Genomic DNA, 21,826 nt, shown 5'->3' with positions numbered 1-21,826 from the left:
GCTTTGCGCAATCCTGAGGGAGCAGCGCTGGGCGCGCTCTTGAGATCGGCAGGCAATCGCCTGAGATCCCCAAAAAGACAAAACCCGCTGGACAGGGTCCAGCGGGCTCGGAACCGGAAACGGGAAACGTCTGCGACGGCTCTACTTCTCTGTATGCGCCCGGCCTTGCGACCGGGTTACGTCTTAAATCGCCTGGCGGGCGATCCGTTCGATGTCGGCGCGGTTGATGCCGAGATCGCTGAGCTGACGTGCGTTGAGACGGTTCAGTTCGCGCACGGTCTCGTTGTACATGCGCCAGTTACGGAAAGCGCGGATCGGGTTCATGGTAGTCCTCCTGATGGGGTGTTCGTTTCGATGCTGCACAGATAGTGATCATCGATCGGGACTTGAACGGCCGATTTTGCATAGCAATGATGCAAATGCTGCATTGCACCATTAAGCCTCTGTTCATCTTGTAGGCAGCGACGCCAACGCCGGGACGTGTCGAGATTCAGGTCAGGCCGAGCCGAGAATGGCGGGATTCGAGAACCGGAGCGGAGCGTACTCAAAGTACGTGAGCACCGGAAGCGCAGGAGGCCACCATTCGCAGGCCGGCCTCACCTGAATATCGGCACCTCCTAGCCGACGTCGAGCACTATCTTCCCGATATGCTCGCCCTCCTCCATCCGCTCATGCGCACGCCAGGCATCGGTGAGCGGGTAGATCATGTCCATGACGGGCGCCACCTTGCGCGTGCCGAGCAGTGGCCACACTTGCGCCTCGAGAGCTGCCGCGATTGCCGCCTTGAATTCGACTGTGCGCGGTCTCAGCGTCGAACCCGTATGGGTCAGCCGCTTGACCATGATCTTGGAAAAATCGGCGCTGGCAACGGCGCCGGCCTGCACGGCGATCTGGACGATGCGCCCCTCGACGGCGGCGGCCTCGTAGTTTCGCTGGACATAATCGCCGCCGACCATGTCGAGGATGACATTGGCGCCCTTGCCCTCCGTCGCGTCCTTGACCGCCTTGACGAAATCCTCTTCGCGATAGTTGATCGCGCGATCGGCGCCGAGCTTCAGGCAGGCGTCGCATTTGTCCTTCGATCCGGCAGTGGTGATGACGTACGCGCCAAAGGCCGAGGCCAGCTGGATCGCCGTCGTGCCGATGCCCGACGAGCCGCCATGCACCAGCAGCGTCTCCCCCTTCTTCAGGCCGCCGCGTTCGAACATATTGTGCCAGACGGTGAAATAGTTCTCCGGCACCGCCGCCGCCTCCGTATGGGTGAAGCCCGCGGGCAGCGGCAGCACGCTGCCGGTGTGAACCTTGACATATTCGGCATAGCCGCCGCCCGGCGTCAGCGCGCAGACCCGGTCGCCGAGGCGCCAGCGTGATATCTCGTCGCCAAGGGCGGCCACTTCACCAGACACCTCGAGGCCCGGCAGATCCGATGCGCCGGGCGGCGGCGGATAGGCGCCCTTGCGCTGCTGCACGTCGGGCCGGTTGACGCCGGCGGCATGCACCTTGATCAGGATCTCTCCGGGGCCGGGCAAGGGGACGTCGCGCGTTTCCGGTTTCAGCACCCGTGGGCCGCCCGGCTCCGAGATCGCGATCGCCGTCATCCTTACCGGAATTTTCTGTCCGCTCGCCATGAAGTCTCCCGTCTTTCCTCGCCGCATTCTTACCGGCTGTTTGCATCGACGCCCTTGCCCTATGTATGCTGATTGCCAAATCAGGCAAATGGCCAATCTGGTGTGCCCCAATCCGGCGTGACAAAGGAGGAGCAACGATGGCGATCTTCGACGACGAACCCAAGAAGAAGGCGCGCCCGCACGAAATCGGGCAGGATTTGTCGCTGCTTTCCGTCGGTGACCTGTCCGAGCGCATCGGCATCCTGCGCGACGAGATCGCCCGGCTGGAGACGGAGCTCAAGGCCAAGGACAACACCAAATCGGCGGCCGAGGCACTGTTTCGCCGCGGATAAGGCCGACGGGCGGAACGGCCCGCCGCTGAAAAGCCGGAATGCGACTGTCTTCAGACCCTGCCTTCCCCCCAGAGTCCAGCCGGATCAAAAAATGCTCGCATCCTACCGACCGATCCTTTCTCTGCTTCGCGGCACTGCCTTTCTGCTGGCGGCATCGGGTCTGCATGGGCTGTTGCTGCCCCTTCGCGGTCAGGTGGAGGGCTTCTCGACCGCGTCGCTCGGCCTGATGGGCACGGCCTGGGCCGGCGGCTTCGTCACCGGCTGCTTCTTCGCGCCGCGCATCGTGCGCCGCGCCGGGCATGTGCGCGCCTTCGGCGCGTTCGCGGCGTCCGGCGCCATCGTGGCACTGCTCACCGGTCTGGTCATCGACGAATATGTCTGGATCCTGCTGCGCGCCTTTACCGGCTTCACCATGGCCGGCGCCTTCATGGTCATCGAAAGCTGGCTGAACGAGAAAGCCACCAACGAGAACCGCGGCACCGTTTTCGGCCTCTATATGATGGTCACCTACGCCTCGATCATGGGCGGACAGATGATCGTCGCCGGCGGCGACGTGAAATCAGCCTCGCTGTTCATGATCACCGGCATCCTGTTCTGCCTGTCGCTGATCCCGACCGCCGTTTCGACGGCGTCGCACCCCAAACCGCTGCAGGACGTCAAGCTCGACGTCAAAGGGCTCTACGCCAACTCGCCGGTGTCGGCGGTCGCTTGCCTGTTGGTCGGCATCGCCAATGGCGCCTGGGGCACGCTGGGCGCCGTTTACGGCGCCCGTATCGGCATCTCCACCGCCGAGATCGCCTTGATGATGAGCCTCGTGGTCGTCGCCGGTGCCGCCATGCAGTTGCCGGCCGGGCGCCTGTCCGACAAGACCGACCGCCGTTTTGTGCTTGCGGGTGCCGCTTTCGGCGGCGCTCTGGTCGCGGTTCTCATCTTCCTGTTCGAGCCACGCTCCGCCATCTTCGTCATCGTGCTGACCGCCGCCTACGGCGCCTTCGCCTACACGCTCTATTCGATCGCCGTGGCGCATGCCAACGACCACGCCCGCGCGGAGGATTTCGTCAAGGTATCGGGTGGACTACTGCTGCTTTACGGCTTCGGCACCATGATAGGGCCATTGCTGGCGGCAGCGCTGATGGGCTGGATGCGGCCGGAGGGCCTGTTCCTGGCGACCGCCCTCGCGCATCTGTCCCTGGCCGGCTACACGCTGCTGCGCATCAGCCGCCGGGCCCCGGTTCCGATCGAGGATCGCGATGCCTTCAAGACGCAGCCGGCCGATCGCTCGCTGACGCCGGAAGCATTGCGGCTTGATCCAAGAAGAAAAGCAGAAGCAAACAGTTGAGATTCGAAAAACTTTGCCTCACAAATGAGGAATGATGTTTTCCGACGCCTTCATGGCGATCGCCGACCCCAATCGGCGCCACCTTCTGGAAGAACTTCGACGCGGTCCGAAGACCGTCAACGAGTTGGCCGCCGGGTTGCCAGTTTCACGCCCGGCCGTTTCACAGCATTTGAAAGTGCTGCTCGACGCCGGCCTGGTCAACGCCAAGGCTGAAGGCACGCGGCGCGTCTATACCGTAAGCAATTCCGGCTTCCTGAGACTCAACATCTGGCTCGATCAATTCTGGGAAGCCTGATCTGCTCGCCCTTTGGTATCAATGCCGCCACGACGATCAAATTTGCACTTTCAGGAAGGCGCCGAGCGCATCGAGAAGTTCGCCTGTTCCATGCTCACGCGTGGCTGAGGTGTCGTGGCCGTCGAGAAAGGCACCCTGTTCCGTCATCACCAGCCGCGTGCCGCCCGCTTCGGCCACAAGCTCGATCGTCGCCAGTGACACGGAGACGCGGGTTTCCCCGAACAGCAGTTCATAGCTGTATACGATGCGCTGGTCCGGCACGATGTCTTGATACACCGCGTTGAAGAAATGCATCTGCCCATCGCTTGGACATCCGGCATTGATCTCCTTGCCGCCGACGCGGAAGTCCATCTCATGCCGGCTGGGCATCGGGTCGTGGGGATCCACGAACCAGCGCCGCTTGGCATCGGGATCGCTGAACGCGGAGAAGACCCTTGCCGGCGCCGCTGGATAGAAGCGCTCGACGACAAAGGTGGAATGGACGACGGATCGCTGGCTCACTGAGGTCTCCTTCAATTTTCGTCTTTGCTTTCGGCCAGAAAATCGCCGAGCCGGTCCAGTCGGCGTTCCCAGGCAAGGCGCCGTTCATTGATCCAGTGTTCGGCCGCCCGCAATACCGTCGGCTCGATCTGGCAGGTGCGCACGCGCCCCATTTTTTCAGAGCGGACCAGACCGCTTGCCTCCAGCACGTTGAGATGCTGGACGACAGCCGACAGCGACATCGCCAGCGGTTCGGCGAGCTGGCTGACCGATGCGGGGCCGCGCGACAGCCGGTCGACCATCTGCCGCCGTGCCGGATCGGCGAGCGCTTGGAACATCAGGTCGAGCTGGGCGGCATCGTGCAGCACCGCGGTCAGCCGTTGTTGTAGGGAAAGAACTTGAAGTAGGGCCGCGCCTCCTCGATCACTCTGGCGAAGGCGGCACGCTGCTGCAGCCGGTCGTGATAGCGCTTCACGGCGGGAAATTTGTCACCGAACGGCTCGACCTTGTTGGCGTAGAAAAGTGCGGGAGACGCCGCGCAATCGGCCATGGTGAAGGCATCGCCCACCGCCCAGTTCTTCGATTGCATCTCCTGCTCGATGATGGCGTAGGACGTACGCAGTTGGCCGCGCGCCTGCTCGACGCCAAACGGATCGGTCTTGTCCAGCGGACGCAGCCGGTCGCCGACGATCTTCTGCATCGGGTCCTGCACATAGAAGTCATAGAAGCGGTCGGCCTGGCGGACCACCAGGGCCAGGTCGATGTCGGCGGGAACGAGTTCGACCGGCCCCGGATAATGCGCCGCCAGATATTCCACGACGATGGTCGATTCCAGCACCGTGCGGTCGCGCGCATCGTCGCGCAGCGCCGGCATCTTGCCGGTCGGCGATATTTTCAGGAAGGCGGCGCGCGAGTGCTCGTCGCCGAGATCGACGATGACCGGGTCGAAGGCGATGGCGTTCTCGTAGAGTGCGATCAGCGGCTTCCAGCAGAAGGAGGCCAGCGGATGGAAATGCAGCGTCAGGGACATTCTTTGCTCGTTCTGTTTCTCGTTCATCCACGGGCGGGAGCTATGCGCCCGCCAAATCAATACTGAAGTACTTACTTCACTATTGCGACCGGGCTTCCGCGTCAAGGCCGACCCGTGAAATCCCGATTGGACCTGATATGCGCGACGATGGCGGCTTGCATGGCGGGCCAGTCTTGCGGATGCAGTTCGTGGCCGCCGCCTTCAATGCAAAGGAGCTTTCCGCCAGCGACCATCTTGGCCAGCGCCTCGCCATGTTCGATCGGAAGGATAGGATCCGATGTGCCGTGGATGACCAGCAGCGGCGCAGCCATCTCGTGAAGGCGGCCCTTCCATCCATCACCACCCTCGAGCGAAAAATGATTGGTGGCGCTCAGGGACCCCCCGGACCTGATATAATCCTGTTCGATGAACGCTCGCATCCGGGCCTCGTCGAACGGATGCGCGGTGCTGGCGATTGCCCTGGCATCCCTGACCATGAAGTCGATCACCTGGCGGCGGTCAGCCCAGTCGACATCGACACCTTCCGACGAATGTTTGATATAGGCATCGGTCGTCTGCGGCAGATGCGAGGTGTCCACGCCCACCGGCGTACTGCTGATCACGGTCAGCGATGCGACGCGGGAGGGGTGCTTGAGCGCCACGAGTTGCGCGATCATGCCGCCCATCGACATGCCGGCAACATGGGCCCTGCCGACGCCATGGCGGTCAAGCACACCAATTGCATCGTCCGCCATGTCGTCGAATGTATAGGGCGGCTTGCCCGGCGGATATTTGGTCGAGCGGCCGGTATCGCGATTGTCGTAGCGGATGACGTACAGGCCGGCATCCGCGAGGTCCCGGCAGAATGCCTGCGGCCACCACAGCATCGAGGCCATCGCACCCATGATCAGCAGCAACGGGGGATTTTCGGGGTCGCCAAACGCTTCGGATGCGAGCTCGGGACGATTGATCGTCGTCATCATAAGGTTTCCTCAATCTGATTGCACAATGCAATCAGTTGCACGATAATAAACCGATATGATAATGCAACCGGTTTTACGGAGAGAATCGAATGAGCCTCGATCGTCGGTCCGGCTGCCCGATCAACCTGTCGCTGGAGGTGTTCGGTGACCGCTGGAGCCTGATCATCCTTCGCGACATGATTTTCGGCGGCAGGCGCCATTTTCGCGAACTGCTCAATGGCTCGATGGAGGGCATCGCCTCCAACATCCTCGCCGATCGGCTGAAGCGATTGATGGAGTTGGGCATGCTGACTAGGGCCGACGACCCCTCGCACAAGCAGAAGGCCATCTACAGCCTGACCGAGATGGCAATCACGCTGGTGCCGATCCTGGCCCATCTCGGCGCCTGGGGCCGCGTCTGGCTGCCGACCAGCGAAGAACTCTCGATCCGCGCCGAGCTCCTGGAAAAGGGCGGGCCGCCACTGTGGGAGAAGTTCATGGACGAGTTGCGCCATGAGCATCTCGGCGCGCCGCTCGATGCGGCGTCTGGCCCTACTGTCCGCGCGACCCTGCAAGCCGCCTACGAGGCCGTGGTCGCCAGCAAGGCTCGCAGCGCCGGCAATGCCAGCAGCGCCAGCCCGGCTGCCTGATCAACTATTTTTCCCGTTCGAAGGCCGGCTCTGCTAGAAGAAGCGGAAAACCACAATTCACGGGATGGATAAGGTCTTGGTTGAGAACTCTCGGGATGCCGCCCGCGCGCGCGCCGATCTGCGCTTCAAGAAGCAGGAAGAGGCGGCAACCGTCCGCCAGAAGGCGATGGCGGAATATGCCGCCGAGAGTGACGCCCGCAAGGTCAAGACCGACAAGCTGCGGGCGCTTCGCCTCGCCAAGGAAGCCGACGACCTCGCCAACGCGCCGGCAGTACCCGCCAAGAAACCTGCACGCGCCAAGAAGAAATAACGCACCGTTGCGGATTGGCCTGAAATCGGGCCAGCGCTGCCCATTCTGTCACAGCCGCCCGACAGCACCCAGACAGCCGCCCTTCATCTCGCTGCTTCACAAGAAGCAATTTCAACCGAAACCGGGATTGCTTCGTCCGGCCGGCCGCCGATGATTGTCCCTTTCCAACAGGAGATTGCCATGACCGCGCTGCCGCTCGAAAAAGCCAGGCAAATCATCGATGCCGCCTTCGCCAAGGGCGCCGATCTCAAGCTCAAGCCGCTGGGCGTCTCGGTGCTTGACGCCGGCGGCCATCTGGTCGCCTTTCAGCGCCAGGACGGCGCCTCGTTCCTGCGCCCGCAAATGTCGGCCGGCAAGGCCTATGGCGCGCTGGCCATCGGCATGGGCTCACGCAAGGTCGAGGCCTTCGCCAAGGAGCGTCCGCATCTGGTTGCGGGCATTTCCGACGTGTCGGGCGGACGCGTGCTGCCGGTGGTCGGCGGCGTGCTGATCCGCGACAAGGCCGGCGCCGTCATCGGCGCCGTCGGCATATCAGGCGATACCTCGGACAATGACGAGGCTGCGGCCATAGCCGGCATCGAGGCCGCCGGTTTCACCGCCGATCCGGGCTGAGACGTAGTTCGGCATTGAAGGCCGGGATGCGGCCTTAGTTGAGATTGATGTCTCGGCTCGCCGACCGCATCGACACCGCGAAACCGGCCAGCACGTCGAACAGCGCGATGATCATCAGCGTGAAGAAGATGGAATGCGCGGCGCCCTTGACCAGCAGGAACTCGACAAGGAAGGCGACGAAGACCAGCGTCGACAAGAGATGGTCCATGATCGAGGCGTTGGTCGTGCGCGCCGACTTCACCATTTCGACGAACAGGAAGATCAGCCCGATCAGCACCATCAGGTCGCCGAGCGTCATCGAGAACACCCCGCCCGACATCATGCGGAACGAGAGGATCTCGCTCGCCCACGGATCGTCGCCGCCGCCGAAAATTCCGAGCAGGCCGAGATTGTAGAGAATGAAAGGCACGATCAAAAGCGGGACGGCACCGAACATCTGGCGTCTCCATATGGGGGCATCATCTGTAGAATGCGCCGCAGGCACGCCGTCAAGATTTTTCGTGCAAAGCCGCAAACACGGTCGAAGACCGGATGCAACAACCATGTCAGCCGGTTGCCCGGCCGACAAGGAGTAAACGCGAGATAAAGCGCTCAGCGCTTGAAGTAGCCGGCGCGCACGGCGGCACCGATGACGTTGAGGATGATATGGCCCGCCGTCATCGAGGTGATCTCGTTTATATCGCGCGCCGGCGCGATCTCGACGATGTCCATGCCGACGAGACGGCCCTTGCCGACCAGCCCCTGGATCAGCTCGATCGTCTGGCGGTAACTGATGCCGCCCGGCTGCGGCCCCTCCACCGCCGGCATGACCGCCGGATCGAGGCCGTCGGCGTCGATGGTGAGGTAGTAGCGGCCGCCATCCGGAATACGCTTCAACAGCGCCGCCGTGCCGATATCCTGCCATTCATTGGTCGTGATGATATTGGCGCCGTAGGCGCGGGCCGCCTCAACTTCCTCGGTGCGCGCGCTGCCCTGGCCACGAATGCCGACCTGGAAGATGTCTTTGACATGCGCCATCTCCGAGGCCCGGCGGATGGTGCTGGAATAGCCTTCCTTGACGCCGTTGACGTTGTCGCGCCAGTCGAGATGGGCGTCGAGCTGCACCAGCGTGATCGGGCCTTCGCCGTCGAGCGCGCGGAAGATCGGGATCGGAATGCCATGGTCGCCGCCGATGGTGATCGGCAGCGCACCAGCGGCCCGGATCTTGCGGATCGCCGCCTCGGCTCTCTTGTAGTGCCCTACATGATCGGCGGCATTGCCTGGCACATCGCCTACATCGACCACCTTGATATCCTGGCCGGCGAAGACTGGGCCGCCGATGTCGAAATCATAACGGTCGAGCGACTGGCTGATGCGCTGCGAGGCGCGCCGCACTGCCGTCGGCGCGTTGGTCTGGTCGTTGATCAGCTCGTCGATCATGTAAGGATCGCCATAGGGCATGCCAATGATGGCGACATCGGCCTTCAGCGTGTCGAGATCCTCGACAAGCGGGAAGTTCAGGAATGTCTGGAAGACATCTCGCGGCGCGGTGGTGAGTTTGGACATGGGCTCTCCTCTCATGTTGAAGGCTATTGGATCAGGCGCCACGGCGGGCTGCGAGATGCGGTTGCAGCCTGTGCTCCAGGCTGCGCGAGATCGCCGCGACAAGGGCGGTCAGTCCCCAGTACAGCAATGCGATGGCGGTGAAGATCTCCACCGGCGAGAAGGTGCGGCCGATGATGTCCTGGGCCTTGTAAGTGAGTTCGGGAACGGTGATCGCCGAGAGGATCGCCGATTCCTTGATCAGCGTGATGGTGAGGTTGGTGGCGGCAGGCAGAATGTAGCCGAGAACCTGCGGCACCAGGATCTTGCGGAAGATGGTGAAGTAGCGCAGACCAAGCGCGTAGCCGGCTTCGACCTGCCCGCTTGATATGGACTGGATCGCGCCCCGAATGATCTCGGCGGAATAGGCGCTGGCATAGGCCGACAATGCGCCGATCGAAACCACCACCGGCGAAAGCCTGATGCCGAACATCGGCAAGGCATAGAACAGCAGAAAAATCTGGATCAGGAACGGGACGTTGCGGAAGATTTCGACATAGGCCGAGACGATTGCCGCCGGCAGCCGCCCGCCCCGCAGCCTCACCAGCGACAGCACGACCCCGAGCGCGAAGCCGAACGGCAGCGACACGGCGCACATCAGCACCGTGTTGCCGAAGCCCTTGGCAAGGATTTGCCAATTGTCCGCGATGACGGAGAAGTCGAACGTCATCCGCGCGCTCCCTCGGCCTTGCGTTCCAGATGTCGGGTCAGAAGGCTGCAGGAGAACAGCACGATAAAATACAGCAGCGCCGCGATGCAGAAGGCCTCGACCGGCCGATAGGTGACGTTCATGATGTTCTGCGCGGTGCGGGTCAGCTCGACCACGGCGATCACCGACAGGATGGACGATGCCTTCACCAGCATGGTGAACTCGTTGACCATCGGCGGGATTATGGCGCGGAACAGCTGCGGCATGATGATCTTGAACCAGGTCACGACCGGTTTCAGGCCGAGTGCCTTGGCCGCCTCATACTGGCCCGCAGGTATGCGCGTCAGCCCGGCGCGCAGGATTTCGGCGACGAAGGCCGCGCTGTTGAAGCTGAGCGCCAGCACGCCTGCCAACAATGGCGGCAAGTCGATGCCGACCAGGCCCGGCAGCACGTAGTAGACGACGAAGATCTGCACGATCAACGGCGTGCCGCGTATGAAGCTGGTGTAAAGCGCACCGATCCAGCGAACCACGCGCCAGCGCGACTGGCCGCAGGCGAGCAGGCCGAAGCCGATCGCCGTACCGACCAGGAAGCCCAGCGCCGAGACACCCAGCGTGATGCCGGCGCCAGTGAGGAATTGCGGCAGGAAGGTCAGCGTCTTTGAAAAATGGAGCATTTTTCGAGCTCGAACGGGGGAACACCGTCTGGCGTCGGCGGGGCGATAGCCACAGCGGCTCGTCGCTTGCACCGCGCCAGACGTGTCTAGGGATCGAAAGAACTCAGAGCGCACCGGGCGGCAGATAGCCTTCGGCAGGCGTTTTCATCTCGAAGCCGAACCATTTCAGCTGGAGCTCCTTCAGCTTGCCGGTGTCCTTCAACTCGCCGATTTTGGCATTGATGAACTCGCGCAGGTCCTTGTCTTCCGGCCGCACCACCCAGGACAGGTAGGAGAATTCGCCGATCGAGCCGACCACTTTGTAGGTGTCGGGGACATTCTTCATCAGCACCGCCGCCGAAGGCGAGGCAATGACGATGGCATCGACCTGGCCGGAGGCGAGAGCGACATGGGTTTCGGGGAAGGAGGTGAACAGCTTCAGTTCACCGACACCCTTGCCGCCCTTGCCCTTGAGTTCCTTGTCATAAGCTTCGATGACCGGTTGCACGGAGGAGGCAAGCTGCGTCGCCACCACCATGCCGCTGATGTCTTCCGGCTTCTTGATGCGCGCCTCGTCGGCGCGCACCACGATGACGTTCTCGAACGAGCCCGTCGGCCTCGTATAGGCATATTTCGCCGCCCGTTCGGCGTTGATGCCGGTCGAGGTGGCCATCAGGTCGAACTTCTTGGCCAGCAGGCCTGGAAGCAGGCCCTGGAACGGCAGGTTGAGCTGATCGAGCTTCACGCCGAGCTGGCTGACGACATAGTCGAGAATGTCCTTGTTGTAGCCGACGATCTGGCCGTCGCGCACGAATTCGAACGGCTCGAACGCGGCCTCGGTGCCGACGACGATGGTGCCGCGCTGCTTGATCTGGTCAATCAGACCATCGGCATGAGCCGCGGAGGCGACTGACAGGAAGAGCGGCGCGGCGGCAAGCAGGGACAGGACGCGGCGGCGCGATGCGGAAAGGTACTCACCCATTTTTGTTACCCTCTTTTTTCTTCGGTTTTGCTGCGTTGGTATGCCCGACCTGAGTGCTTGAACACGCGGCCGATCATGTAGCTCTCGGAATCCTTGATCCCGGGAACGTTCGCCAGTTCGCTCACCAGGAAGTCGTGCAGGCTGGTCGTCGATGGCAAAGTGAGCTGGATGATGATGTCGAACGGTCCGGTCATGGCGTAGACGCTGTCGACGAATGAGTACTCAGACAGTTTGCGGGCGACACTGATGATGTGCTCGCGGTCGACATCGAACCCGACAATGGCGGCGATGCCGACATCGCTGCGCAAGGGCCGCACGACCGCCTGGATGCAGATATCCGGATCCTCGAGCACTCGCGCCATCTTGCGCCGCACGGTCGCCTCGGTGACGCCGATACGCTTGGCGATATCGACACTCGACATCCGCCCATCGACCTTGAGCTGGGAAAGCACCGCCTGTTCGGTGTCGTCGAGATCACTCGTGCTGACGAAATCCCACATCTCATTCCCCATTTATGTCGATTTCCGACTACCATTCTGAAAATTGCATAAGAAACCGCCAAATACAATCCCTTGCATGTCGAAAAGCATCGAGGATGGCGACATCGATGGCCGCAAGAAATATTGGAGCTGGGGCTTGGTTTTGGGACGTCGCGTTGATGAACGTCAGTGCGGTGGATTACGCGCGGACATCCGGAACGCTTGGAAATCCCGGCGGCCAAAACATTCTCGAGAGCCGATCAGCACTCGGGCCGAGCTTCGGCTCCGGTCATCAAGCCCGCCAAACGCAAAAAGACCGGCCAGAGGCCGGTCTTTTGTAACTCAAACCATCAAAAAAAGCTTGGTCTCAGCTTTCCTTGGGGGTCAGCACCTGGCGGCCGCGATACATGCCGGTCTTCAGGTCGATGTGGTGCGGGCGGCGCATTTCGCCGGAATTCTTGTCCTCGACATAGGTCGGGGCCTTGAGAGCGTCGGCCGAGCGGCGCATGCCGCGCTTGGACGGAGAGGTTTTGCGTTTCGGAACGGCCATGGATATGCTCCACTACATGGTCAAAAGCCCCGCCCGCCCTCGTGAAAGGGCCATGTCGGGGCCTAAATCTGAGAAAGTCGGGTGCCTATACACGCCCTGCGCCGTTTTGGCCAGCGCTGGCTTGAATTTTTTTGTGTCGGCTACTCCAGGCAGCCGACATAAGCGCCGGAGCGGCCGGCACGCCGCTCGATCAGATTGGCCAACCTTCTCAGGCCCGGTCCGGGTTTTGCCGGATTGCGGGCGATCGGATTGGGCAGAGTGACGGCGAGAAGGGCCGCCTGCCGGCGCGACAGCTGTTTTGCCGGAATGCCGAAATGATGCTGCGCCGCTGCCTCGATGCCGTAGATGCCAGGCCCCCATTCGGCGATGTTGAGATAGATCTCCATGATGCGGCGCTTCGACATGACCGCGTCGAAATAGACGGCCAGCGGCAGTTCCACGACCTTGCGGACGGAGCCGAGCGGTCGCGACCAGAGAAAAAGGTTCTTCACCGTCTGCATGGTGATGGTCGAGGCGCCGCGTGTCGCCTCACCGGCCAGCGCGTCGTCGACGACGCCGCGCAATTCGCCGAGATCGACGCCGCGGTGGAAACAAAACTGCCCGTCCTCCGACATGATCACCGAATGGGCCAGCACCGGCGCGACGTCGTCGATCGACACCCAGCGCCGATCATAGCCGGAGAAGGTCGCGAGGTCCTTCAGCATCAGCGTCGACACCGGGTGCACAAAGGACGGCAGATAGAGAAAGGTCAGCACTGTCGGGATCAACGCCAGCACGGCGGCCACGACGATGCCGCGCCGGACCCAGCGCCTGAGACTGCGGCGGTTCACGCCGCGCGATCTCGTCGCCATGTCCAGCTTTTCGGTTTCATGATCGACGATCGGTTCCGCCAAGCCGCCCAACCCGTACAAGCGAGCTCGTTTCGAAACTCGCTCCTGTGAGTCATATGATGGTGTTTTCGAGAACCGGAGCGGAGCGTACATTCGAGTACGTGAGCACCGGAAGCGCAGAAAACGCCTTCAGATGACCGCAGGAGTAGAGTTTCCAAACGGGCTCTTACTGCTCCGGCATAATGGCGCTTGCCTTCTTGCGCAACGTCTGAGTGTCGGCTACCGCTCCCGGCCATGACGAATGACGACGAAATGGCGTTCGAAATGGCGCTGATCCGGCGGGCGGCGGCCGTCGAGGTGCTGCTGCGGCGGTTGCTCGACGATCGCCCGCTTTCGGGTGAGATCGCACGGCCCGACCGGCTGATGGCGGCGATGCGCCATGGCGTGCTGAACGGCGGCAAGCGCCTGCGCCCCTTCCTGGTCATGGAAAGTGCAGCGCTGTTTTCAGCCGATGGCGAAGCCGCGCTGCGCGTCGCGGCGGCGCTTGAATGCGTGCACTGCTATTCGCTGATCCATGACGATTTGCCGGCGATGGACGACGATGACCTGCGCCGCGGCCAGCCGACAGTGCACAAGGCCTTCGACGAGGCGACCGCCATCCTGGCCGGCGACGCCTTGCTGACGCTGGCCTTCGACATCACCGCCGGCGAGGCGACCGTGCTGCCGGCCGAGCGGCGGGCGGCATTGGTGCTGGCGCTTGCCCGTGCCGCCGGTGCCGGCGGCATGGTCGGTGGCCAGAAGCTCGACCTCGAAGCCGAACAGACACCGCCCGACGAGGCCGGCATCATAAGGCTGCAGGCGATGAAGACCGGCGCGCTGATCCGCTTCGCCTGCGAAGCCGGTGCCATCATCGCCGGCGCGCCGGCCGATGAGCGCGAGCGGCTGGCCGAATTCGGCTCGGCGATCGGCCTCGCCTTCCAGCTTGCCGACGACCTGCTCGATTTGACCGCCGACGCCAGCCAGATGGGCAAGGCGACCGGCAAGGACGCCGCCGCCGGCAAGGGCACGCTGGTGGCGCTGCACGGTGCCAATTGGGCGCGTAGCCAGCTCAACGGCCTGGTTGGCCAGGCGCATGCGCTGCTCGAGCCCTTTGGAGACAAGGCGGCGCTGCTGAAGCAAGCCGCGACCTTCGTCGCGACACGCAACAGCTGAGGGCCTGCCCCGATGCCGGGGTAGGGCGAGAGGCAAAGGGGAGATCAGCTTCGATGTCGTCCAATCTGTTCGATCTTGGCGGGCGCCGGGCGCTCGTAACCGGCTCCTCGCAAGGCATCGGGCTCGCCTTGGCAAAGGGCTTGGCGCAAGCTGGTGCCAGTGTGATCCTCAACGGCCGCGACGGAACGAAGCTCGACGCCGCGGCGGCGCAGATTCCAGGGGCCGAAACACTCGCCTTCGATGCGACCGACCACGACGCGGTCCGCTCGGCGATCGACAATTTCGAACTGTCCGGCCGCCCCATCGACATCCTGGTGAACAATGCCGGCACGCAGTTCCGCACGCCGCTCGAGGACTTTCCCGCTGATGCGTTCGAACGCCTGCTGCAGACCAATGTCGCCAGCGTCTTCCATGTCGGCCAGGCGGTCGCTCGCCACATGATCAAGCGCGGCCGCGGCAAGATCATCAATATCGGCAGCGTGCAGACGGCACTCGCTCGCCCCGGCATCGCGCCCTACACGGCGACCAAGGGCGCCGTCGGCAACCTGACCAAGGGCATGGCGACGGACTGGGCGAAATATGGGCTGCAATGCAACGCCATCGCACCCGGCTATTTCGACACGCCGCTCAATGCTGCGCTCGTCGCCGATCCGGCATTCAGCGCCTGGCTTGAAAAGCGCACGCCGGCCGGGCGCTGGGGCAAGGTCGAGGAACTGGTCGGAGCCTGCGTTTTCTTGGCCTCCGATGCTTCGTCCTTTGTCAACGGCCATATCCTTTATGTCGACGGTGGCATCACCGCATCGATCTGATCTTCCGCACCGCCGCACGGAGGCGGCAATCGCACCGCTCGCGCGAACGAAATTTTAATGTAAATGAAGCGTAATCCCGATCATTAAAATAATGCGTATGTGTTGGGGTTGCGCATGCCGGAATATTCTTCCTTCATCCGGTTTGTCCGGATTCGCTATCTTTCAGGATTGCTGATTTTCGCGCTGGCTTCGACGGCCATCATGATCGCGCTCAACCGTGTCAATTCCTTCCGCCATGAGATCGACGCGCTGAGCAGCAACCTCGTCGTCTTCACCCGCGACCTGCGCAACGCGACCAGCTTCGCCGAGACGACAGGTTCGGCATGGCGCAACGAAACGCGCGATGCGCTGACCGCTTCGGCGCGCGGCCATTCCGAACGCCTGACCAGCGAGATCGACACACTGACTGCTCAGCTCGCCACGATCCGCTCGCGGCTGTCGGCCCCAACCATCAGCGAACTCGAAACCGCCTCGGTCAACGGCGATCTGTTCTGGTCGGCACGCGACATGGTGCGCAACTTCAACCTGATGTCGGTGGCGCAGAAGGGCGATGAATGGAGCTACCGGGAAATCCGCAACCAGAACGATCTGTTTGTCCAGCCGATGCTGGTCCGCGTCCGCACCGCCATGGATGAGGAGCGCCATTTGGCCGACACATCGAGCGACCGGCTGCTTTTGTGGGCGAGCGGGCTTCTGTTCGCCGTCCTGGCCATTGTCGCCTTCTGGATCTTCCGGCCGATGGAGCAGGCGATCCGTCGCGCCTTTGCCCAGTCGGCCGAGTCCCTGTTCAAGGCCGAGGCCGCCGACCGCGCCAAGTCGGAATTCCTGGCCAATATGAGCCACGAGATCCGCACGCCGATGAACGGCGTGCTCGGCATGGCCGAACTCCTGGCCAAGACCGAACTGACGCCACGCCAAAGGACCTTCACCGACGTCATCGTCAAATCCGGCAATGCGCTGCTCACCATCATCAATGACATCCTCGATTTCTCCAAGATCAATGCCGGGCAGCTCACCCTGGACCCGGCCCCTTTCCGTCTCACCGAAGCGGTCGAGGATGTGGCGACGCTGGTCTCGGCGCGTGTCGCCGAAAAGAACCTCGAACTGATCGTGCGCGTCGATCCCCGCCTGCCGGCCCATGTCGTCGGCGACGCCGGCCGCTTCCGGCAGATCGTCACCAACCTCGTCGGCAATGCGGTGAAGTTCACCGAGAAAGGCCATGTGCTGATCGATGTCGGCGGCGAAATCGTCAATGACGTCGTCCAGCTCAAGCTGCGCGTCGAGGACACCGGCATCGGCATCCCGGCCGAGAAACTGCAGAACGTGTTCGAGAAATTCGCCCAGGTCGACGGGTCGTCGACCCGCCGCCACGAAGGCACCGGACTTGGGCTCGCCATCGCCGCCCGCCTCGTCGATCTGATGGCCGGCAAGATCGGCGTCGAGAGCGAGATCGGTCGCGGCTCCGTCTTCTGGTTCGGGGTGCCGCTGCCCGTGCATCATGCCGAGGCGCGCGACGCGATCGTGCCAGTCGACGTCACCGGAGCGCGCGTGCTGGTCATCGACGACAATCCGGTCAACCGCGAGATCCTGCTCGAGCAGCTCAGGAGCTGGAGCTTCGACTGCGCCGCCGCCGAAAGCGGCGCGGTGGGGCTGGCCTTCCTCGATCGCGCCTGCCAGTTGGGCGCCAGCGTCGACTGCATCATCCTCGACTACCAGATGCCCGGCATGAACGGCGCCGATGTCGCCCGGGCGATCGCCGCCGACAGCCGGCTGTCGGCCATCCCGATCGTTATCCTGACCTCCGTCGACCAGGTCGATTTCGGCAAGATGATCATCGACTTCGGCATATCGGCGCATCTGACCAAGCCGGCGCGCTCGGCGGTGCTGCTCGGCACGGTCATCTCGGTCATCCAGAAGGCACGCTCGCAGGTTGGCAAGGCGCAGTTCGTTCGCGAGCCGGCCCAGCTGATGCCGATGCCGCAGGCGGCTCCGCCCGCCTTCACGGTCATCCGTGGCCCCGCCGTGCCGGTCATGCCAGTGCTGGAATCGACCGCCACGCCGAATGGGCCTATCGACATCCTCATCGCCGAGGACAATGAGGTGAACCAGCTGGTGTTCGGCCAGATCCTCAATGGGCTCGGCTTGAGCTATCGCATCGCCGGCAATGGCCGCACCGCGGTCGAAATGTACCGGTCGCTGCATCCGAAACTGATCCTGATGGACGTGTCGATGCCCGAGATGAACGGCTACGAGGCAACCCGCGCCATCCGCGCGATCGAGGCGTCGTCGGACGGTCACATCCCGATCATCGGCGTCACCGCGCACGCGCTGAAGGGCGATCGCGACAAGTGCATCGAGGCCGGCATGGACGACTATCTGCCAAAGCCCGTTTCGCCAGATCGCCTCGGCGCCAAGATCGGCACATGGCTGAGCGAAACGGTGGTGGCCAGGACGGCCTGATCCACGTCACTGTGTCAAGCGGGCCGCGTCCAGACGATAGCGGCGCATCCAGTCGAGGCTTGTCTCGTCGGCGAGCTTTGCAACGCCTGGCCGGATATCCTCGGCATTCGGGGACCGGACGCCGAGAGCTTCGCAGATGCCCAGCAATGCCGCGGCCGGATTGGCGGAGAGACGCTCATAGCCAATCCGCAGAGGCGTCAGGCCTTGCGCCGCGAACCAGATGTTCCAGGCCGCATCATAGGCTTCGAGCGCGGCGAGCTCCCCTTTGATCCGCTCGAAATCATACTGGGGCTCTTGTGGCGGTGCGACCCTTTCGATCTCGGTGCCGTCAGGTGCGACGTGCCAAAGACCGGTCTGCTGTGCCTTGATCAGGGAGACAGCCTGGGCGAGCTTGTTCTCGCGCGACAGGTGGATGTAGAGGATTCGGCCAAAGGCTTTTGTGAAACGCGCCGCGTCCGACGCAAGCCCTGGGAAAATCCGGTCGAGGATCGCCGAAAGCTCATCCAGGTTTTCGCGCATCAGGCGCAGGCCGAAGACGCCTGTCCCACCCTTGCCGGCGGTGATTGCCGCATCGAGATAGGCCGTGTCGAATTCGAGCTCGCCCATCGTGTCGCGATCGGGCAGTTTCCACTCCTCGGCCCATTCCGACAGATCCTGCCGCCGGTAGAAAGAGTGCGGATCGCCTGACGTCCCGGTGGATGCCAGCAGCTTGCACAGCAAGGTGCTGCCGGTTCTCGGCGTGCCGCAGATAATATAGGCGTCGAACATCCCGCTGCCCTTGTCGTTCCTCACAGGCAGGGCGAACCCAAGTGGTCCGCCGCTGCCTATAATTGAAATCTCTGCTGGATGCGATGCGCGCATTCGAGCGGCGTAAGCTGGCTGGTGTCGATTTCGATATCGTAGCGTATTGCCTCGTGCACACGCTCATATTGCCAGCGCGCCAGCCCTGGCAGTCTGTCGGGCCGCTGCGCTTCGCGGGCCTCCAGAACCTCCAGCGGCGCCATGACGCCGACCAGATGGAGATCGAATGGCGCCAGCAGTCCGACATATTCCGACAGTTCGCCGTTGCACAGCACATCGTCGACGATCAGGTTGTTGCCTTGCTTGGCCATGGCGGCAATGGCGTGGCGCATGCCGCGCAAGGTTCTTTCGCCCACCGGTCCAGCCCGGATCACAACCGCGGGTTTGCCATCCTGTTGAACCGTTTCGTAAGCGAAGCCGTCGGCATGGTCCTGCAAGGCCTCGGGCAGCATTTCGAGGAAACTGTCCATCTGGACATGCAAGAACGGCGCGGCGGTCATCGTCTGCAGCGCCCTGGCGATCGAGCTTTTGCCGGCGCTGCCGGCGCCATTGAGCAGAACGATCCTGGCTGCCACTTTCAACCGCCTCTTTCAGACATGAACTAGCCTCAGGCCTTTACCGGTTGCGTACCACCACGCAAGCCCCGCCGACGCTCTGCAGTTTCTGGCAGATGACATTGGCGGCGGCGCGATCGTCAATCCCGATCCTGACCGCGTAGATGCCACGCCGGCCGATAGGCGTGCGCACCCGGCTCACCACCGGATCATGGCCGGCAAGCAACGCCGGAAACCGGCTCCTCACCCGCAGCCACTGGTTGATTGCCGCGCTGCGGCGAAAATTGCCGGCGACCTGGATGCCCCATGGTTTGACGTTGATCGAGGCCATCGCAACGGTCTGCGACATGATCACCGGCAGCTTGCGGCAGGCGACGGCAAAATCCGCCTTGGCGTCGAGCGGCTCGATTTTTCCGGCATAGGTGAGGTCGGTGAACTTGTCGACCGGCTCGCCCATGATGTCGAAGACGTAGCTCTCGGTCTCCATCGGCAGGAAGCCGCCCGAACCCAGCCAGCGCGACACCCGGCTTTCACCGGCATTGTAGGCGGCGGCCGCCAGGCCAAGATTGCCGTAGCTGGTCTTCATTTCGGCGAGATATTTTGCCGAGGCCGGGATCGCCTGGCTGATGTCGAAGGAATTTTCGAGCCCCCGCATCTTGGCGGTGCCCGGCATGAACTGGGCGATGCCTTCGGCGCCGACCGGGCTGACGGCGTTGGGATCGAAACGGCTTTCCTTCCAGATCAGCCGGGCGAAGAAATCCCGGGGCAGGCCGTTCTGGTCGGCATGGGCTTGGATCAGGTTGCAGACCTTGTCGATCAGCCGTTGCTTGGCCGATTGCGGCGGATCGGCCTGGACGAGCGTCGACCAGGCCAGCCCGCAAAGCAGTATAAGCGTTGCCAAGAGGAAACGCTGCATCGCGGCTACTCGGCCGCGGCCTTGCCGCGACCAAACCTCTGCTCGATATAGTCGGCGACCATCTTCTCGAAATCCGCCGCGATCGACGGTCCGCGCAGCGTCGCCGCCTTCTTGCCGTCGACGAAGACGGGCGCCGTCGGCGTCTCGCCTGTGCCGGGCAGCGAAATGCCGATATCGGCATGCTTGGACTCGCCCGGGCCGTTGACGATGCAGCCCATCACCGCGACCTTGAGGTTCTCGACGCCGGGATATTTTTCGCGCCATACCGGCATGTTCTTGCGCAGATCCGCCTGGATGTTCTGGGCAAGCTCCTGGAACACGGTGGAGGTCGTGCGGCCGCAGCCGGGACAAGCGGCGACGATCGGCACGAACTGCCGGAAGCCCATGGTCTGCAGCAGTTCCTGCGCCACCTGCACCTCGCGCGTGCGGTCGCCATTCGGCTCCGGCGTCAGCGAAATGCGGATGGTGTCGCCGATGCCTTGCTGCAACAGGATGCCCATCGCGGCGGACGAGGCGACGATGCCTTTCGAGCCCATGCCGGCCTCGGTGAGGCCGAGATGCAGCGCGTGGTCGGAGCGGGTGGCGAGCTCGGTATAGACGGCGATCAGGTCCTGCACGCCGCTGACCTTGGCCGACAGGATGATCTTGTCGCGGCCAAGGCCGATCTCTTCAGCCATCTCCGCTGACAGGATCGCCGACTGCACGATCGCCTCGCGAGTCACTTCCTGGGCCGTCAGCGGAAAACCCTTGTCCTGGTTGTCGTCCATCAGCCGGGTCAAGAGCTCCTGATCGAGCGAGCCCCAGTTGACGCCGATACGCACCGGCTTGTCGTGCTTGATCGCCATTTCGACGATATCGGTGAACTGCCGGTCCTTCTTGTCCTTGAAGCCGACATTGCCGGGATTGATGCGGTATTTTGCCAGTGCCTCGGCGCAGGCCGGATGATCCGCAAGAAGCTTGTGGCCGATATAGTGGAAGTCGCCGACCAGCGGCACGTTGATGCCAAGCCGCAGCAAGCGCTCATGGATGCGCGGCACGGCGGCGGCACTCTCGTCGCGGTCGACGGTGATGCGCACGATCTCGGAGCCGGCGCGGTGAAGTGCCGCGACCTGCGCGACCGTCTGGTCGATATCGGCGGTGTCGGTGTTGGTCATCGACTGCACGACAACCGGGGCGCCGCCGCCGACGACCACGCCGCCGACATCGACGCCGACCGAGGTGCGGCGCGGGAAGGGAAAGGAAAAATATCCGGTCATGCCGGCAGCCTCTAATCTCTGGAGCGCCGTGCGTCCACTTGGGACGTGCGAGCACTTCCCCGGGGCCGATGCGCTGAAGTCCGGGCATGAGGTGGAGGAGCAAAGATGGCTTGTCAATGGCGACAGGTCGCCACCAGCCCCGAAATGAACCGCGAACAGTTGCCCGGCGCCCAGGTTTTTGCCCGGGCGCTTGGCGTTTGCGAATGGCATACCTTGGCGATTGGCTGGACCGCCCACCACTTCGTCATCCACGGGCGGAGCAGGAGCAAAGCTCCGTCGCGTAGACTCGAGGATCCATTCCGTGACCTATGCCATGGAGTGCGGCGGGACAAAATTCCGAACCGTGGCAACGCTTTGAGGTCGCGGCATGGATCCTCGGATCTGCGCCGCGTCGCTACGCTCCTTGCTTCGCCCGTGGATGACGAAGTTCAGGAGGCTTCGGCCAATCTCAAATGTTTATGAGGGTCGGTCGGA

General features: G+C 63.0%; 27 protein-coding genes. 9 read left to right on the top strand and 18 right to left on the bottom strand.

All coding sequences use genetic code 11. The features are described from left to right. Positions 1-183: 183 nt before the first annotated feature. Positions 184-324, bottom strand: coding sequence for a DUF1127 domain-containing protein (locus EB233_RS06940; protein WP_064987068.1), 141 nt, complete (start codon positions 322-324; stop codon positions 184-186). 293 nt (positions 325-617) lie between these two features. Continuing rightward, positions 618-1,628 carry an NAD(P)H-quinone oxidoreductase gene (locus EB233_RS06935; RefSeq protein ID WP_064989911.1) on the bottom strand — a complete coding sequence of 337 codons (1,011 nt, stop codon included), beginning with the start codon at positions 1,626-1,628 and terminating at the stop codon, positions 618-620. A gap of 137 nt (positions 1,629-1,765) precedes the next feature. Here EB233_RS06935 and EB233_RS06930 point away from each other — a divergent pair, with 137 nt between their 5' ends. From EB233_RS06930 to EB233_RS06920, 3 genes are all read left to right on the top strand, one after another. Beyond that, positions 1,766-1,960, top strand: a complete 195-nt coding sequence (locus EB233_RS06930; RefSeq protein WP_064989910.1) for a DUF1192 domain-containing protein — start codon at positions 1,766-1,768, stop codon at positions 1,958-1,960. Positions 1,961-2,051: 91 nt separating this feature from the next. Then, complete coding sequence (locus EB233_RS06925; RefSeq protein ID WP_027053943.1) at positions 2,052-3,299, top strand: MFS transporter; 1,248 nt, start codon at positions 2,052-2,054, stop codon at positions 3,297-3,299. A gap of 31 nt (positions 3,300-3,330) precedes the next feature. Further along, positions 3,331-3,594: an ArsR/SmtB family transcription factor gene (locus EB233_RS06920; protein ID WP_027053942.1), complete on the top strand. Its 264-nt coding sequence runs from the start codon at positions 3,331-3,333 to the stop codon at positions 3,592-3,594. Positions 3,595-3,630: 36 nt separating this feature from the next. Here EB233_RS06920 and EB233_RS06915 read toward each other — a convergent pair whose 3' ends face one another. From EB233_RS06915 to EB233_RS06900, 4 genes are all read right to left on the bottom strand, one after another. Next, on the bottom strand, positions 3,631-4,095 hold the full coding sequence (locus tag EB233_RS06915; protein ID WP_064989930.1) for an SRPBCC family protein: 465 nt from the start codon (positions 4,093-4,095) through the stop codon (positions 3,631-3,633). Between the two features lie 11 nt (positions 4,096-4,106). Next, positions 4,107-4,442, bottom strand: a complete 336-nt coding sequence (locus tag EB233_RS06910) for an ArsR/SmtB family transcription factor (RefSeq protein ID WP_064989909.1) — start codon at positions 4,440-4,442, stop codon at positions 4,107-4,109. 5 nt (positions 4,443-4,447) lie between these two features. After that, the gene (locus EB233_RS06905; protein WP_064989929.1) at positions 4,448-5,104 is read right to left on the bottom strand and encodes a glutathione S-transferase family protein; all 657 of its coding nucleotides are present in this window, start codon (positions 5,102-5,104) and stop codon (positions 4,448-4,450) included. A 101-nt stretch (positions 5,105-5,205) separates the two neighbouring features. Continuing rightward, the gene (locus tag EB233_RS06900) at positions 5,206-6,063 is read right to left on the bottom strand and encodes an alpha/beta fold hydrolase (protein WP_081294107.1); all 858 of its coding nucleotides are present in this window, start codon (positions 6,061-6,063) and stop codon (positions 5,206-5,208) included. 92 nt (positions 6,064-6,155) lie between these two features. Between EB233_RS06900 and EB233_RS06895 the strand changes: the two genes are divergently transcribed. From EB233_RS06895 to EB233_RS06885, 3 genes are all read left to right on the top strand, one after another. Next, complete coding sequence (locus EB233_RS06895; protein ID WP_064989907.1) at positions 6,156-6,695, top strand: winged helix-turn-helix transcriptional regulator; 540 nt, start codon at positions 6,156-6,158, stop codon at positions 6,693-6,695. A 76-nt stretch (positions 6,696-6,771) separates the two neighbouring features. Next, entirely contained in the window at positions 6,772-7,005 is a 234-nt protein-coding gene (locus EB233_RS06890; protein WP_027053936.1) for a hypothetical protein, read from the top strand. A 180-nt stretch (positions 7,006-7,185) separates the two neighbouring features. Further along, a complete protein-coding gene (locus tag EB233_RS06885) occupies positions 7,186-7,617 on the top strand; it encodes a GlcG/HbpS family heme-binding protein (RefSeq protein ID WP_027053935.1) in 432 nt (143 codons plus the stop codon). Between the two features lie 34 nt (positions 7,618-7,651). Here the strand turns inward: EB233_RS06885 and EB233_RS06880 are convergent, their stop codons facing one another. The 8 genes from EB233_RS06880 to EB233_RS06845 all read right to left on the bottom strand — a co-directional run bounded on the left by EB233_RS06880 (position 7,652) and on the right by EB233_RS06845 (position 13,416). Beyond that, positions 7,652-8,053, bottom strand: a complete 402-nt coding sequence (locus EB233_RS06880) for a hypothetical protein (RefSeq protein WP_027053934.1) — start codon at positions 8,051-8,053, stop codon at positions 7,652-7,654. Between the two features lie 155 nt (positions 8,054-8,208). Further along, positions 8,209-9,162, bottom strand: a complete 954-nt coding sequence (locus tag EB233_RS06875; protein ID WP_064989906.1) for an agmatinase — start codon at positions 9,160-9,162, stop codon at positions 8,209-8,211. A gap of 31 nt (positions 9,163-9,193) precedes the next feature. After that, on the bottom strand, positions 9,194-9,868 hold the full coding sequence (locus tag EB233_RS06870) for an amino acid ABC transporter permease (protein ID WP_064989905.1): 675 nt from the start codon (positions 9,866-9,868) through the stop codon (positions 9,194-9,196). Then, a complete protein-coding gene (locus EB233_RS06865; protein WP_064989904.1) occupies positions 9,865-10,524 on the bottom strand; it encodes an amino acid ABC transporter permease in 660 nt (219 codons plus the stop codon). Before EB233_RS06865 ends, EB233_RS06870 begins: the two co-directional genes overlap by 4 nt. A 103-nt stretch (positions 10,525-10,627) precedes the next feature. Beyond that, the gene (locus tag EB233_RS06860; protein WP_064989903.1) at positions 10,628-11,485 is read right to left on the bottom strand and encodes a transporter substrate-binding domain-containing protein; all 858 of its coding nucleotides are present in this window, start codon (positions 11,483-11,485) and stop codon (positions 10,628-10,630) included. 5 nt (positions 11,486-11,490) lie between these two features. After that, positions 11,491-11,997 carry an Lrp/AsnC family transcriptional regulator gene (locus EB233_RS06855; RefSeq protein WP_081294103.1) on the bottom strand — a complete coding sequence of 169 codons (507 nt, stop codon included), beginning with the start codon at positions 11,995-11,997 and terminating at the stop codon, positions 11,491-11,493. A gap of 334 nt (positions 11,998-12,331) precedes the next feature. Next, positions 12,332-12,514: a 50S ribosomal protein L32 gene (gene rpmF, locus EB233_RS06850; RefSeq protein ID WP_008834724.1), complete on the bottom strand. Its 183-nt coding sequence runs from the start codon at positions 12,512-12,514 to the stop codon at positions 12,332-12,334. A 140-nt stretch (positions 12,515-12,654) separates the two neighbouring features. Next, entirely contained in the window at positions 12,655-13,416 is a 762-nt protein-coding gene (locus EB233_RS06845; protein WP_027053933.1) for a biosynthetic peptidoglycan transglycosylase, read from the bottom strand. Between the two features lie 222 nt (positions 13,417-13,638). Here EB233_RS06845 and EB233_RS06840 point away from each other — a divergent pair, with 222 nt between their 5' ends. From EB233_RS06840 to EB233_RS06830, 3 genes are all read left to right on the top strand, one after another. Further along, the gene (locus EB233_RS06840) at positions 13,639-14,556 is read left to right on the top strand and encodes a polyprenyl synthetase family protein (RefSeq protein WP_064989901.1); all 918 of its coding nucleotides are present in this window, start codon (positions 13,639-13,641) and stop codon (positions 14,554-14,556) included. A gap of 53 nt (positions 14,557-14,609) precedes the next feature. After that, on the top strand, positions 14,610-15,365 hold the full coding sequence (locus EB233_RS06835) for an SDR family oxidoreductase (RefSeq protein WP_064989900.1): 756 nt from the start codon (positions 14,610-14,612) through the stop codon (positions 15,363-15,365). 114 nt (positions 15,366-15,479) lie between these two features. Further along, positions 15,480-17,825, top strand: a complete 2,346-nt coding sequence (locus tag EB233_RS06830) for a response regulator (RefSeq protein ID WP_064989928.1) — start codon at positions 15,480-15,482, stop codon at positions 17,823-17,825. A 6-nt stretch (positions 17,826-17,831) separates the two neighbouring features. Here EB233_RS06830 and EB233_RS06825 read toward each other — a convergent pair whose 3' ends face one another. From EB233_RS06825 to ispG, 4 genes are read right to left on the bottom strand one after another with little or no spacing between them, the layout of a single operon-like run. Beyond that, on the bottom strand, positions 17,832-18,593 hold the full coding sequence (locus tag EB233_RS06825; RefSeq protein WP_064989899.1) for a Stf0 family sulfotransferase: 762 nt from the start codon (positions 18,591-18,593) through the stop codon (positions 17,832-17,834). A 56-nt stretch (positions 18,594-18,649) separates the two neighbouring features. Next, the gene (locus tag EB233_RS06820) at positions 18,650-19,201 is read right to left on the bottom strand and encodes a phosphotransferase-like protein (protein WP_064989927.1); all 552 of its coding nucleotides are present in this window, start codon (positions 19,199-19,201) and stop codon (positions 18,650-18,652) included. Positions 19,202-19,241: 40 nt separating this feature from the next. After that, positions 19,242-20,096: a lytic transglycosylase domain-containing protein gene (locus tag EB233_RS06815; protein WP_064989898.1), complete on the bottom strand. Its 855-nt coding sequence runs from the start codon at positions 20,094-20,096 to the stop codon at positions 19,242-19,244. Between the two features lie 5 nt (positions 20,097-20,101). Continuing rightward, positions 20,102-21,352 (bottom strand): flavodoxin-dependent (E)-4-hydroxy-3-methylbut-2-enyl-diphosphate synthase, encoded by a 1,251-nt coding sequence (ispG, locus tag EB233_RS06810; protein WP_064989897.1) that lies wholly within the window; start codon positions 21,350-21,352, stop codon positions 20,102-20,104. Between the last annotated feature and the right edge of the window lie 474 nt (positions 21,353-21,826).

The sequence above is a fragment of the Mesorhizobium erdmanii genome (assembly GCF_013170725.1).
Classification (GTDB): Bacteria; Pseudomonadota; Alphaproteobacteria; order Rhizobiales; family Rhizobiaceae; genus Mesorhizobium; species Mesorhizobium erdmanii.
The sequence above is the reverse complement of the archived record's forward strand: the minus strand, read 5'-3'. Positions and strand labels throughout refer to the sequence as shown.

Excerpts from the sequence above, each read along its gene's own strand:
- EB233_RS06940 (WP_064987068.1), bottom strand. The coding sequence starts at position 324 with ATGAACCCGATCCGCGCTTTCCGTAACTGGCGCATGTACAACGAGACC.
- EB233_RS06935 (WP_064989911.1), bottom strand. The coding sequence starts at position 1,628 with ATGGCGAGCGGACAGAAAATTCCGGTAAGGATGACGGCGATCGCGATC.
- EB233_RS06930 (WP_064989910.1), top strand. The coding sequence starts at position 1,766 with ATGGCGATCTTCGACGACGAACCCAAGAAGAAGGCGCGCCCGCACGAA.
- EB233_RS06925 (WP_027053943.1), top strand. The coding sequence starts at position 2,052 with ATGCTCGCATCCTACCGACCGATCCTTTCTCTGCTTCGCGGCACTGCC.
- EB233_RS06920 (WP_027053942.1), top strand. The coding sequence starts at position 3,331 with ATGATGTTTTCCGACGCCTTCATGGCGATCGCCGACCCCAATCGGCGC.
- EB233_RS06905 (WP_064989929.1), bottom strand. The coding sequence starts at position 5,104 with ATGTCCCTGACGCTGCATTTCCATCCGCTGGCCTCCTTCTGCTGGAAG.
- EB233_RS06900 (WP_081294107.1), bottom strand. The coding sequence starts at position 6,063 with ATGACGACGATCAATCGTCCCGAGCTCGCATCCGAAGCGTTTGGCGAC.
- EB233_RS06895 (WP_064989907.1), top strand. The coding sequence starts at position 6,156 with ATGAGCCTCGATCGTCGGTCCGGCTGCCCGATCAACCTGTCGCTGGAG.
- EB233_RS06885 (WP_027053935.1), top strand. The coding sequence starts at position 7,186 with ATGACCGCGCTGCCGCTCGAAAAAGCCAGGCAAATCATCGATGCCGCC.
- EB233_RS06880 (WP_027053934.1), bottom strand. The coding sequence starts at position 8,053 with ATGTTCGGTGCCGTCCCGCTTTTGATCGTGCCTTTCATTCTCTACAAT.
- EB233_RS06875 (WP_064989906.1), bottom strand. The coding sequence starts at position 9,162 with ATGTCCAAACTCACCACCGCGCCGCGAGATGTCTTCCAGACATTCCTG.
- EB233_RS06870 (WP_064989905.1), bottom strand. The coding sequence starts at position 9,868 with ATGACGTTCGACTTCTCCGTCATCGCGGACAATTGGCAAATCCTTGCC.
- EB233_RS06865 (WP_064989904.1), bottom strand. The coding sequence starts at position 10,524 with ATGCTCCATTTTTCAAAGACGCTGACCTTCCTGCCGCAATTCCTCACT.
- EB233_RS06860 (WP_064989903.1), bottom strand. The coding sequence starts at position 11,485 with ATGGGTGAGTACCTTTCCGCATCGCGCCGCCGCGTCCTGTCCCTGCTT.
- EB233_RS06855 (WP_081294103.1), bottom strand. The coding sequence starts at position 11,997 with ATGGGGAATGAGATGTGGGATTTCGTCAGCACGAGTGATCTCGACGAC.
- rpmF (WP_008834724.1), bottom strand. The coding sequence starts at position 12,514 with ATGGCCGTTCCGAAACGCAAAACCTCTCCGTCCAAGCGCGGCATGCGC.
- EB233_RS06840 (WP_064989901.1), top strand. The coding sequence starts at position 13,639 with ATGACGAATGACGACGAAATGGCGTTCGAAATGGCGCTGATCCGGCGG.
- EB233_RS06835 (WP_064989900.1), top strand. The coding sequence starts at position 14,610 with ATGTCGTCCAATCTGTTCGATCTTGGCGGGCGCCGGGCGCTCGTAACC.
- EB233_RS06830 (WP_064989928.1), top strand. The coding sequence starts at position 15,480 with ATGCCGGAATATTCTTCCTTCATCCGGTTTGTCCGGATTCGCTATCTT.
- EB233_RS06825 (WP_064989899.1), bottom strand. The coding sequence starts at position 18,593 with ATGTTCGACGCCTATATTATCTGCGGCACGCCGAGAACCGGCAGCACC.
- EB233_RS06815 (WP_064989898.1), bottom strand. The coding sequence starts at position 20,096 with ATGCAGCGTTTCCTCTTGGCAACGCTTATACTGCTTTGCGGGCTGGCC.
- ispG (WP_064989897.1), bottom strand. The coding sequence starts at position 21,352 with ATGACCGGATATTTTTCCTTTCCCTTCCCGCGCCGCACCTCGGTCGGC.